The sequence below is a fragment of the Neorhizobium sp. T25_13 genome, assembly GCF_002968675.1.
Classification (GTDB): Bacteria; Pseudomonadota; Alphaproteobacteria; order Rhizobiales; family Rhizobiaceae; genus Neorhizobium; species Neorhizobium tomejilense.
Genome location: NZ_PVBI01000009.1, coordinates 192,809 through 204,874 on the forward strand (window position 1 = coordinate 192,809; position 12,066 = coordinate 204,874).

Here is a 12,066-nt window from a genome sequence, read left to right on the forward strand (position 1 = left end):
AGCGTCTCCTTGACGCATCCCAAACATAGAAGGTGTTTGTCGCACGCGTATGCCGCAGAACAGGGAAATTGTCGCAAAGTATCGCAGCGCAACATTCCATTCCCGAATGTCGAGACAGACGATTTTATGCACGCCGACTGCATTGTCGGCCCAAGCTGAGAGACGTCGCCAGGCTGCCCGTGAGGGCTCAAAAGCGGTCTGTGCCGCTCCATCTAGTGGGCCGCGCCCCTCAAGATTCTGACGCACGAGCGTGCCGTAACATTTCTTAATGTGACTACACAGTGCGGCTCCGCCCCATCGCTATCGTGTGACCAAGCAAGCCAGGGCGCTCTGCGGCCCACTTAAAAGGTCCACTCAATGATCGCGTTATCGACCGTATCATCCACGCTTCGACGCTGCTGCGCGCTTTTCGGTAAAGCAGCGATGCTCGCATGTGTGTTTTCGACCGTGGCGTTCGCAGACGCCCAAATGCCGGTGACGACGATCGTCGCCAAGCGAGGTGCGCTGACGGAAAGGATCGAGGTGGTTGGTTCGCTCGCAGCGCGGGAAGAGATCGAGGTCTACCCCGCCGTCCTCGGCAAGGAGGTGCGACAGATCTTGGTAGAGGCCGGGCAACATGTTGAACGCGGCCAGGCGCTCGCGGTCCTGGACACGACCGAAGCCCTGATGTTGCTGGACAAGAATGCGGTGAGCCTCCTTCGCGCGCGTGCTGCCGCGGCGGTTGAGAGCAGCAAGATAGATGTGGCAACGGTCACCGAAGCCGAAGCGCGCAAGAAGCTTGAACGCAGCCGCTCGCTACAGCCAAAAGGTGCGATCGCCGACAACGTCCTCGAGGAAGACTTGAACGCTCACGCCCGAGCCGTCGCGGAGTTGCGACTGGCGCGCCAATCGTTGGAGCTCGCCAACGCAGATCAACAGCTGATCGCCAGCGAGCGGCGGGAAATCGAACTGACTGTCCAGAGAAGCACCCTGCGGGCCCCCAGCTCGGGTCGGATTTTGAGCCGGAAAGCGCGTGTCGGTGCGATGACATCGAGTTCCGCCGAACCTCTTTTTGTCATCGCTGACGATGATGATATCGAGTTCGTGGCGCAGGTGACGGAGACAAGCTTCGTTCGGCTGCGCGAAGGCATGAGCGTCGAAATTACCTTGCCAGGACGCGACCAAGCCATCGCAGGAACCGTCCGGCTGAATGCCGCGCAACTCGATCCCAAGACAAGAAGCGGGACGGTGCGGATCGAACTTGCGGACAAGGCCAGACTTGTCCCAGGCGTCTTTGCGCGCGGTAGCATCAGTGTCGAAGACCGGCAGAATGTTCTCCTCCCGGGAACGGCCGTCAAAAGCACAGCGGCTGGCCACAACGTTTACGTCGTTTCAGACGGGCTCGTGGATATCCGCCCGGTTCGCATCGGATCACAGCAAAGCGGCTTCGTGGAAATCCTCGACGGCATCCGGGAGGGAGAGGAGGTCGTCCTGAAATCAGGTGCCTTCCTGAAGGCACAGGAGCGGGTGAGGCCCGTATTGGCCGCGACGCCGGCAACGCGCGCCGACGCGTCCATATCTACCCCAAATCGGCTCGGAGCTCGACTTCAATGAACATATCGGCCTGGGCGATCCGCAATCCGCTTCCCTCGATCCTCCTATTCCTCATCCTTGTCACCGCCGGTCGCTACAGCTTCTCACGGCTGCCCGTCACTTACTTCCCGACCATCGACGAGCCGGCTGTGAATGTGATCATCGACCAACCCGGGGGCGCGCCGAGTGAGTTGGAGACTGAAATTACTCGTCTTGTTGAAGACGCGGTAGCGTCTCTTGCAGGCGTAGAAGAGATCAAGTCGACCGTCACTCAAGGCCGTTCCGTTACCGCTGTCGAATTCGAGTTGGGCGTGATTTCGCCAGACCGCGCCATGGGTGACGTCCGCGACGCAGTTGCCAAAATCCGTAGCGACCTTCCCGATGGAATAGATGAGCCTGTCATCGAACGGGCCGAGGAGGACGCGCAGGCGGTCGTGACCTATGCCGTGACAAGCCAGGACATGACCGTTGCAGAGCTTTCGTGGTTCGTCGACGATGTTGTTGCCCGGCAGTTGCAGGGTCTGAAGGGCGTTGGCCGCATTGATCGTGTCGGAGGTGCTGACAGGGAAATCCATGTCGAACTCGATCCTTCGCGATTGCAGGCGCTTTCCCTGACGGCGAATGCCGTTAACGAAAGCCTCATCGCAAGCCAGTTGGATCGTTCCGGGGGCCGCAGCAACCTGAATGGCCGAGAGCGGACGCTGACGACCGCTGCGGCGGCGCAGACGATTGCAGAACTCGGTGGTTCTCGCATCCTCCTGTCGGACGACGCCAGTGTGAAACTGGGGGATGTCGGAAACGTCCAGGATACGATCGCCGAAGCCCGCGCCTTTGCGACTCTGGATCAGGAGGACGTCGTAGGTTTCGCGGTCTATCGCTCAAAGGGTTCGAGCGAGCTAGCTGTTGCGGAGGAAGTGGCCACAGCACTGGAGAAGCTACATCTCGAACAGCCGTCGATCCGCTTCAAGCTGGTCGACGACAATATGTCCTACACGGCGGGCAACTACAACTCGGCCATGCATACCCTCTATGAGGGCGCGGCATTGTCAATCGTCGTCGTCTTCCTATTCCTGCGCGACTGGCGGGCCACGGTCGTAGCCGCAATCGCGCTTCCGCTTTCGATCATCCCGACCTTTTTTGCCATCGATCTCCTGGGCTTTTCCCTCAATATCCTCAGTCTACTTGGGATCACCCTGGTGACGGGAATTCTCGTGGACGATGCGATCGTTGAAATTGAAAACGTGGTGCGTCACCGCGACATGGGCAAATCCGCCTACCGAGCTGCATTGGACGCCTCTGACGAAATAGGGTTTGCTGTCATAGCCATCTCCGCAACGATCATGGCTGTCTTCACACCCGTGGGTTTCATGAGCGGGGTGGTCGGGCTGTACTTTCGAGAATTCGGGCTGACTGTTGCGATAGCGGTGTTCTTTTCACTTCTGGTGGCTCGATTGATAACCCCAATCATGGCGGCATACATCATGACGAACGTTCCTCCGTCCCACATTCGGAAAGGGCGCCTGATGTCGGCCTATGAGGGACTGCTGAAAGTCAGTCTGCGGTGGCGATGGATGACGGTCGGATCCGCATTTGCGGCTTTCGCACTGGCTTTATATGTCCTGACCTCGCTGCCGACCGCCTTTTTGCCGGAAGAGGATACGGGGCGGTTGACCCTTTCGGTGGAGCTGCCCCCCGGGACGGCTTTGCACGAAACAAGAGCAGCGACGGATGAAATAGCCGCCTTGGTCCGGCGGGATTCCGCGGTGGAAGGCGTATTCGTCAGGGCGGGGTCGAGTACGGCCGGACAGGAAGACGTACGATATGCGGTCGTCCTGATCGATCTGTTCCACAAATCCGAGCGCGACCGTTCATCGTTCTCGATACAAGCCGATCTTGAAAAGGCGCTTTCCTCCATTTCGGACGTCAGGCTGCGTTTTCTCAACACACGCGGTGGGCGGGACATATCTTTCGCTGTCCTGTCCGCGGATGGCGCCATGGCTCAGCGCGCCGCAGACAACATATTGCAGGAGCTCGCCGCCGACGAAAATTTCGTCAACCCGACCGCCGACAACGCGGTAACGCGCCCAGAACTGCGGGTGAAAATTGATGCGGACAAGGCTTCAACGATCGGTGTATCTCCGGCAGAACTTGCCCGCACGATCCGCGTATCGACTGTGGGCGACGTCGACAGCCGACTGCCCAACTTCATTGATGCCGGCCGACAGATTCCAATCCGTGTGCTGCTCCAGACGCATGCTCGCGACGATTTGCCAACCCTTGAAATGCTCTCGGTACCGACGACGAGAGGGACGTCGGTTCCGTTGTCTTCGATCGCCGACGTCAGCTTCGATGAGAGGGTCGCCGCCATCGAGCGATTTGATCGCCAGCGTCGCATCGAAATCTCAGCGGATATGGCTGACGGCATGACGTCGGGCCAGGGTCTCGACAGGCTGGCACAACTCGATAGCGTCAAGAGCCTGCCGGCGGGCGTGCGCATTCAAGCGACGGGGGATTCCGATACCGAAGGCGAGGTGTTCTCAAGCTTTGCGGTGGCGATGGGATCGGGTGTCATGCTTGTGCTTGTCGTTCTCATTCTCCTCTTCGGAAGCGTGTTGGCGCCCTGGACCATTCTGGCCTCCCTTCCCCTGTCGATCGGCGGCGTTGCAGCTGGCCTCATGCTAAGTGGCAACGCTGTCTCGCTTCCCGTCGTCATCGGTATCCTGATGCTGATGGGGATCGTGACGAAAAACGCCATCATGCTCCTGGATTTCGCCATTGAACGCGAAGCCCATGGGCTGTCTCGGGTCGATGCGATCGTCGAAGCCTGCTCGGAGCGGGTTCGCCCGATCATCATGACCACGTTTGCTATGATCGGGGGAATGGCCCCCTCCGCGCTCGGGGTAGGGGACGGTGGCGAATTCAGGGCGCCGATGGCGATCGCGGTGATTGGCGGTCTGCTCGTGTCTACGGTTCTATCGTTGGTCGTCATCCCGTCGCTCCACCTGATCGTTTCCGACTTTGGCGATCGTACCGCTCGGATCTTCAAGCCCTTCCTCCAGTCGGCCGAGATCTGAAGGTTGCAGGCGCCGCAAGGACGCTTGCACTACCAGCGGAGGGCCGGCCAACCACCTGGCCGGCCCTGCCGTATCGCCGAGCGGTTGCGGCGCTTATCGCCATGGCTGGGCACGTTTGGTATCACTGCGAGCAGCGACCGTAACAAAACTTAATAAAGCGAAACATTCGAGGACCAGCAGCCGGCCCATTGTAGGGTCCTCAAACAGGAAAAAACCTATGCAGCCCAATTCAGCATCCGCGAAGATATTGATCGTGGAAGACGACTTCGAAATCGGCAATCTTCTGGCGTCGACAATTCAGGAAAGCGGGATGCTGCCGACCGTGGCTGAGGACGGAAACGTGATGCAATCCCTGCTTCGCAGCAATTCCTATGATCTGATCATCCTCGATGTCATGCTGCCGGGCGAAGATGGCTTGAGCATTTGCAAACGCATCCGTTCGGAAAGAACGATCCCGATAATCCTGCTGACGGCACTCGGAGAGGAGGTCGACCGGATCGTGGGACTGGAAGTCGGCGCCGATGATTACATTACAAAGCCCTTCAGCCCAAGAGAAGTGGTCGCTCGGATTCGCAGTCTCCTGCGTCGCGCCTCTTACGGCCTGACAAGCAGCTCTGCTCAAAGGAAGCTGCGCTTCGACGGATGGGTGATTGACCCGATGCGGCGCCGGCTTCACGACCCCGGCAACGCTCGCATCGCTTTGACAACGACGGAATTCGATCTTCTGCTGGCGTTCTGCAGAAATCCGGGCAGGGTCATCACCCGCGAGGAGCTGCTCTTGTTTACCCATTCCGGGCTGGCGGGGCCGATCGAGCGCAGTATTGACGTGCATATCAGCCGCCTCCGTCAAAAGATCGAGGCTGATCCTCGCGAGCCAACGCTCCTGCAGACGGTCAGGCTGGGAGGATATACTTTCACCGCGTCGGTGGAGGAAGTCTGATACAGATGCCTCAATCCTTCTCCGGCGCCCCAATTGCCATGCGGCCGCGGTTGCAGGGCCAGCACAGATAAGCGAGCAAGATCGCTTGGTGCAAGCCCGATGCTATGACTGGGAGCCGGCGCTTGGGTGCCCGCTCCCAGCGGCCACGGCATTGCATCTTGGAGTCAAAAGTCTTGCCACACGGCAACGCGTGTCGCCTGCTGCATCGGAAGCGATCCGTGCAGGCGACACGTCATCTATTTTCTCTCCCCGGCTTCAGAACTTGTAGCCGACAAAAGCAGAAACGGAAGGTTGGATCTTCTTCTCGACGATCGGGCTATCCGCGGCATCTCCGGTGAGCACGCCGATGCCTGCTTCACCACGCACCAACCAATGATCGCTCAGTGCGTATGTGGCGGAGGCAGAGAAATCGACACGCTTCAGGCCCGCTTCTGCTTTATATTCAGGCAGGCCTGAACGTGCCGATTGAGCGGCATCGACGCCAAAATAGGCCTGCATGTGCTTGCCATCGGCCACGGTGGCTTCGGCGCGTGCGCCCAGAATGAGACGTTCCGTGACCGGGGCCGAGTATTCTACCCCAAACTTTCCAATCAGGCTTTCGCTGCCGCCGATGGTCTGGTCGACGCTCGCATAGATTTCGACCGGGCCCCAATCATAGCCGACTTTTGCACCGACTGTTGCTGCGAAGTTGATGTCGCCGAGACCGCGGAGGCGATCACCGTCACCCTCATCCCGTCCCGATTCGTAACCAACCGCAGCGGAGATGGAAAATCCGTCTTGATCCAGGACGGTGACGCTGATCCCACCTGGATCGATTTCCAACCATTCGCCATAGGTGAACACCACGAAGGGAATAGGGCTGACTTCAAATTCGTCGCTCCCTTCGTATTTGGGGTCGTAAGAAGCGCCGGCACCAATGATCAGGCTCCAATTGCGCTCCGGTTGGCGTTTGTCGAAACGCTGCTTGTCGAAAGGTGGCTCCGGCGTCTGTTCCGTGGCGGTCTGGTCGGCGCCATAGGCGTTTGGGGAAAATCCCGCAACGCAGAATGCGGTGCATAAGGCGAGGGGCGAAAGACGCCGCTTGGCTTTTTTTAAATGTAGCATAAGGGCTCCAGAACAGGTTATCAGTCCCCCCAACAGAGGAGCCTGCGACGACTTGTGTTTCATGCCAGAGCCCTCCGGTGCATGTTTTTTTGTTACGCTTTGTTGCAGCCCGAGCGATCGGCAAAGAGGCAGCCCTGCCGTTACAAAACGTAATAATCGCGCAGCAGGAAACGCGGGATCTTGTGAGGGAAATCGCCTATATTCCTGCTTCGCCGATCGACCTCGGCTCAAGCGCGCTTCACAAGCCAAACGGGTGCTCATGTTTTTCCGCCGGCTTCCAGGCCTATCGACGATCCATAGTCAGATCACGGGCGTTATTGTTCTCGGCCTCACCATCACCGTTTTAGGCGGCTCTTTTCTCGAGCAGCGTGTTGGAAATGGATATCCGATGGTTGACGTTGAGGAACTCGCCGATAGTGTGTTTACGATAGGTTCCATCCTCAAAACTGCCACGCCCGAAGAGCGCGACATCGTTCTTCGGGCAGCCAATCGTGCCGGTTGGGATCTCAATCTGCGACCGCGCGCCTTGGCGGAAACGTTCAAGAACTCATCACCGCAGGAAAGCGTCCTGGACGCGACGATAGATTGGCTTTTTTCCCCCGACGGGAGGCAGACGCCACTCGGTGGCTGGCAAACCTTTGTCGATGACAAGCGCGTCCTCTCAACCGAGGTTGACGATAAAACAATCCTCGTTTTGGGCGGTCTTCCAAGCACGGCGTTCTGGAGCGAGGTCCTCGTCCGGGGGCCACACTATCTACTGGCGCTCATCACCTTGATCGTGCTGTTTTCTTCGTTCGGGGTCCGGGCGATCACGCGACCGCTGCGGAAGATTGCTTCAGCGGCTGCGAATGCCGACATCACGTCCGGCCGGGTAATCTTCGACGAGGAAGGCAGCGTGGAGATCGTCGCTGTTGCACGCTCCTTGAACGGGATGAGCGATCGCATCACCGATATGATCCAAGGCAGGACGCGGATGCTGCGTGGGGTGAGCCACGATCTGCGCACGCCATTGACGAGACTGAGACTTCGAGTGGAGCGGGTCGGCGACGGGCAATTGCGCGATATGTTGCTGGCGGATATCTCTCGCATCGATAGTCTTCTCAAAGAGAGCCTCAGCTATCTGCGTGATGACCATCATCGAGAGCAGGTGGAAAGTATTGACTTGGCAACGACGCTGCAGACGATCTGCAGCGAATTTGACGATGTGGGTCACAAGATCAACTATATCGGCCCCAATCATCTGTCCGCCAATTGCAAACCCCTCGCGATAACGCGTGCAGTGACCAACCTTTGCGAAAACGCCGTGAAATTTGGCGACAAGGTCGCAATCGAGCTGAAGCGAAGCGGAGACAAGGTGGTTGTCGACGTATCGGACAATGGCCCCGGGATACCGAAGCAATCACGTGCGCAGGTGTTGGAGCCATTCTTCAAGCTGAATGCGGCGAGGACTGATGGCAACGCCGGGTTCGGGCTGGGATTGTCCATCGTTGCGGAAGTCGTGCAAGCTCACCGGGGAACGCTGGAACTGTTGGACGGGGAGCCATCCGGGCTCTTGGCGCGGTTGACGTTTCCAGCAGATCTGCAGGCTGACGGCGTCACCGCGCAGGTTCGGTGAACGCTTGCGCGAATGGCTTTGATCGGCCTGCGGGCGTGTTTTCTGGCTTCGCCTATCTGCGTGGTAACCTTAGCTATTGCTATAACTCGGCGTTTGCCCGTTCCAGGCCGACATTTGCTGTGGAGCCATGGGCGGCCGCCTCGAAATTGTTTGCGGCATTGGCGAGAGAAGCCAGCATCGCGTCCGCCTGATTGAAATATTGTTTGATCCATGGGACGGGACCGACGCCAAATCGCCTTTTCGATCCCCATCGCTGGCCTTCTTCGACCATCGTATCCCAGGGCCTCGGTTTTCCGTGGAAGACGATGATTTTCGCGTTCTGCGGCTGCTTGATCCTCGGCAGGAGCAGATTGATCGGAAAGTATTTCGTGCAGCTTCTCTTGAAGCTGACGCAAAAACCTGCCGGCCAGTAACTTTTTTGCCGCACCGCATGCGTCAGGTAGGACTGGTCGTTCTTGAATTGCGCGATGATCGCGTCGGCTTTGCTTACGAAGTCGTGGTAAATTCCATCGACATTTCCGGCATGAAATCCAAAGACGGATGACTGCGCACCCCTGTCAGGCCTGAAGTTATTTGGGAGCAGGCTCCAGAGATCCGGATTCCATTCCCGTTGGATCACAAAATGACGGCGCTCCCGAAGCAAGCCGATCAGCGGGGCGAGTGATCGTTGGACCATGACGTCGAGATCGAGGAAAAGCACGACGTCTCCGGGCGGGAAAAGACCCGGGGCAAACACTCCGATCTTGGGCCAGCACCCTCGTCTCCACGCCTGCTCAGGCAGGCCGAGGTTCGGGATATGACGAGTGAGAATGCTGGAAGCAAGGCCGCGACGATCGTCCGTCAGGCAGACAAAGTCGAACGGCTCCTCCATATTGCGCAATACGCCGGCATAAAGAGCATTGACATGGCTGGCGGTGAAAGCCGTACCCCATTTCATGCAAACAATCGTAACCAACATGCCGCTCCATCAATAATCTGGAGACGGTTTAAGCGACTTTGGTGCGGGTGATTGTTTATAGTTGTTATATGATGTTGCCGAATATTGTCATTGATGTCGGCGGTGCGGCTGAACCGATAGTGCCCCGGCTGAAGATACGTGCGATCAATTTGCTTCGGCCCATACTGGCCAAACAAGGTCAGATCGGCCGACCCCAGGCCACCGGAAAATTCGCTCTCACTAAATCAAAAATCTTGATATAGATGACGGGCAACAGCATGATCTGAAGTATGAAGCCGAATTTTCTCTCAATATCCGCCAACACCGGCAGCCTGGTTCTCAAAGGCCTGGCGTCACCAATCCGGGTCAACATCCTTCAACTTCTCCATGATCGGGGAAAGCTGAACGTCAACGAGATCAGCGCGGCACTCTCGCTGCCGCAGTCGACGGTCGCGGTGAATATTCTGACCCTTGAAGAGGCCGGCCTCATCGAGACCTCGTCCGTCAAGGCGACCAAAGGCAATCAGAAGGTTTGCAGCGCCAAATACGACGAGATCATCGTCCGGTTCGACACCGCTGAAAAAGCGACCAGAAACAACCAGATCGAGGTCGCGATGCCTCTCGGGCTCTACACGAGCTGCGAAGTTTCTGCACCATGCGGGCTTTGCTCACCGGAAGGTGTCATCGGCCTACTGGATGTTCCTGATTTCTTTCTCGATCCCGGCCGGGTACAGGCAGCCTTGATCTGGTTCGGCCGCGGCAATGTCGAATACAAATTTCCAAACAATGCCAAGCTTGTTAAGTCGGCGGTCGAGGCAATCGAGTTTTCGATGGAGCTCTCGTCGGAAGTGCCCGGCACGAATGTCAATTGGCCTTCCGACATAACCCTGTGGATAAACGAACATCGCATCGGGACCTGGACGTCACCCGGTGACTATGGCGACAAGCGCGGGGTCTATACGCCACAGTGGTGGAAGCTTGAAGGTTCTCAATACGGCAAGCTGAAGACTTGGCGCGTTACCAAGCAGGGATCATTTATCGACGGCGTATCGATCTCCAACGTCACAATCGACGACATCGGCCTGGCCGAGCATCATTCGATCAGGATGAAGATCGGCATAGAAGAAAATGCCCCCCATCCGGGGGGCATCAACGTCTTCGGTCGCGGGTTCGGCAACTACGACCAGGATATCATCATGCGGCTCTATCTTGCCTGACGGCAGATAGGGGCGCTACGACCCGTCCTCGACTTCGGTTTCACAGGGAAGCGCCAAACCGGACGACGCTCCATGACGCCGGAGGAACGGTGACCGTGACGCTGCCATTCGTCACGTCTATGTCCCTCAGATCGTGAGGAGCCACCTTGTTCGGCTCATTCTTGGTGTTGCTCGCCTTGAGGTCATGGTGATGCAGCGAATGTGCTCGCTGCAGCTTCAGTCCGCCAAAGCCGGTTGCCGCGACGTCAATCTGCATATCGTCGGAAAGATGCCGGTTCAGGATGAAGAGGGTGACCGTCTTGTTCTCCTCCGAATGCACCGCCGAGAACTTGAGGTAAGGAACGGCGTCGATCTTGTCGTACAGGTCTTCCGTGTGCGTGGGGTCGTAGTAGCGAGTGGCATAGGTCGGCGTATCGACGCGGGTCCTGAGGACGCTGCCCCTGCCAAGATTGCTGAAGTCCGAGAAGGGCCAAAAGATCGTCTGCCGCCAGGCCGGACCACCGGTTTCCGTCATGATGGGGGCGATGGCGTTTACAAGCTGGGCCAGGCATCCGGCCTTGACGCGGTCGGCGTGATTGAGGAGCGAGATGCAGGCGCCGCCGAAGGCAAGCGCATCCTGCATGTCGTATTCCTCCTCCAGTATCGGTGGGGCGACGGGCCAGCCTTCCTTGACGCGGTTCTGTTCGCCGCGCCGGGTGCGATACCAGACATTCCATTCGTCGAAGCTCAGCATGATGCGCTTGCGGGAGCGACGTCGGGCCGCGACGGCATCGGCGATCGAAACCACCTCTTCGATGAAGCTGTCCATCAGGTCGGGACTTGCCAGGAACGACGGCGTGTCATCGGCATAATTGTTGAGATAGGTGTGCAACGATATGAACTCGACATGATCAAACGTGTGTTCGAGGACGATCCTCTCCCATTCGCCATAGGTCGCCATTTTTCGTCCGGAGGATCCGCAGGCCGCCAGTTCGATCGTCGGATCGGTCATCCGCATCATCTTTGCGGTCTCGGCGGCGATCCGGCCGTACTCTTCGGCCGTTTTCGCTCCCATCTGCCAGCCGCCGTCCATTTCGTTGCCCAGGCACCAGAATTTGATGTCGTGCGGTTTCTCCCAGCCATGCTGGTGGCGAAGTTCGGAAAGGTGGGTGCCGGAAGGATGATTGCAATATTCAAGCAGATGGCGGGCTTCGTCCGGTCCGCGCGTGCCGAGGTTGACAGCCAACATCGGTTCGATACCGGCAACCCGGCACCAGTCCATAAATTCGTTGGTTCCGAAATGATTGGTGTCGACGGATTTCCATGCCAGGTCGAGGCGGCGTGGGCGCTGCTCGACCGGGCCCACTCCATCCTCCCAATTGTAACCGGAAACGAAATTGCCGCCGGGGTAGCGCATGATGGTGGGATTGAGCTCGCGCACGAGCTCCAGAACATCCCGCCTGAACCCCTTTTCGTCAGCCGTTGGATGTCCAGGTTCAAAAATGCCGCCATAGACGCAGCGGCCAAGATGCTCGACGAATGCGCCGAACAGACGGTTGTCGGTTTCACCAATGATAAAGTCCCGGTCGAACCGGGCTTGGGCCTTGATCATCTCTCAAATCTCACTT

8 protein-coding genes are annotated in these 12,066 nt (G+C 58.1%); 5 read left to right on the plus strand and 3 right to left on the minus strand.

Going from position 1 to position 12,066, the window contains the following annotated elements; translation table 11 throughout:
* The first annotated feature begins 468 nt into the window (after positions 1-468).
* The 3 genes from C5J22_RS21680 to C5J22_RS21690 all read left to right on the plus strand — a co-directional run bounded on the left by C5J22_RS21680 (position 469) and on the right by C5J22_RS21690 (position 5,586).
* The gene (locus C5J22_RS21680; RefSeq protein ID WP_105439986.1) at positions 469-1,593 is read left to right on the plus strand and encodes an efflux RND transporter periplasmic adaptor subunit; all 1,125 of its coding nucleotides are present in this window, start codon (positions 469-471) and stop codon (positions 1,591-1,593) included.
* On the plus strand, positions 1,590-4,646 hold the full coding sequence (locus tag C5J22_RS21685; RefSeq protein WP_105439934.1) for an efflux RND transporter permease subunit: 3,057 nt from the start codon (positions 1,590-1,592) through the stop codon (positions 4,644-4,646). Before C5J22_RS21680 ends, C5J22_RS21685 begins: the two co-directional genes overlap by 4 nt.
* Before the next feature lie 217 nt (positions 4,647-4,863).
* A complete protein-coding gene (locus C5J22_RS21690; protein WP_040124382.1) occupies positions 4,864-5,586 on the plus strand; it encodes a response regulator transcription factor in 723 nt (240 codons plus the stop codon).
* A 255-nt stretch (positions 5,587-5,841) separates the two neighbouring features.
* On the opposite strand, the gene C5J22_RS21695 is transcribed toward C5J22_RS21690, so the two are convergent.
* Positions 5,842-6,753 (minus strand): MipA/OmpV family protein, encoded by a 912-nt coding sequence (locus C5J22_RS21695; protein WP_245440495.1) that lies wholly within the window; start codon positions 6,751-6,753, stop codon positions 5,842-5,844.
* Between the two features lie 196 nt (positions 6,754-6,949).
* Here C5J22_RS21695 and C5J22_RS21700 point away from each other — a divergent pair, with 196 nt between their 5' ends.
* On the plus strand, positions 6,950-8,305 hold the full coding sequence (locus C5J22_RS21700) for an ATP-binding protein (protein ID WP_105439936.1): 1,356 nt from the start codon (positions 6,950-6,952) through the stop codon (positions 8,303-8,305).
* Between the two features lie 79 nt (positions 8,306-8,384).
* On the opposite strand, the gene C5J22_RS21705 is transcribed toward C5J22_RS21700, so the two are convergent.
* Positions 8,385-9,263 (minus strand): glycosyltransferase, encoded by an 879-nt coding sequence (locus C5J22_RS21705; protein WP_172746741.1) that lies wholly within the window; start codon positions 9,261-9,263, stop codon positions 8,385-8,387.
* 269 nt (positions 9,264-9,532) lie between these two features.
* Between C5J22_RS21705 and C5J22_RS21710 the strand changes: the two genes are divergently transcribed.
* A complete protein-coding gene (locus C5J22_RS21710; protein WP_105439938.1) occupies positions 9,533-10,459 on the plus strand; it encodes a transcriptional regulator in 927 nt (308 codons plus the stop codon).
* Between the two features lie 40 nt (positions 10,460-10,499).
* Here the strand turns inward: C5J22_RS21710 and C5J22_RS21715 are convergent, their stop codons facing one another.
* Positions 10,500-12,047: an alpha-N-arabinofuranosidase gene (locus C5J22_RS21715; RefSeq protein WP_371412659.1), complete on the minus strand. Its 1,548-nt coding sequence runs from the start codon at positions 12,045-12,047 to the stop codon at positions 10,500-10,502.
* Positions 12,048-12,066 lie beyond the last annotated feature (19 nt).

Bases quoted from the DNA above. Each gene is read 5' to 3' on its own strand.
- C5J22_RS21680 (WP_105439986.1), top strand. From the start codon at position 469: ATGCCGGTGACGACGATCGTCGCCAAGCGAGGTGCGCTGACGGAAAGG.
- C5J22_RS21685 (WP_105439934.1), top strand. From the start codon at position 1,590: ATGAACATATCGGCCTGGGCGATCCGCAATCCGCTTCCCTCGATCCTC.
- C5J22_RS21690 (WP_040124382.1), top strand. From the start codon at position 4,864: ATGCAGCCCAATTCAGCATCCGCGAAGATATTGATCGTGGAAGACGAC.
- C5J22_RS21695 (WP_245440495.1), bottom strand. From the start codon at position 6,753: ATGAAACACAAGTCGTCGCAGGCTCCTCTGTTGGGGGGACTGATAACC.
- C5J22_RS21700 (WP_105439936.1), top strand. From the start codon at position 6,950: ATGTTTTTCCGCCGGCTTCCAGGCCTATCGACGATCCATAGTCAGATC.
- C5J22_RS21705 (WP_172746741.1), bottom strand. From the start codon at position 9,263: ATGTTGGTTACGATTGTTTGCATGAAATGGGGTACGGCTTTCACCGCC.
- C5J22_RS21710 (WP_105439938.1), top strand. From the start codon at position 9,533: ATGAAGCCGAATTTTCTCTCAATATCCGCCAACACCGGCAGCCTGGTT.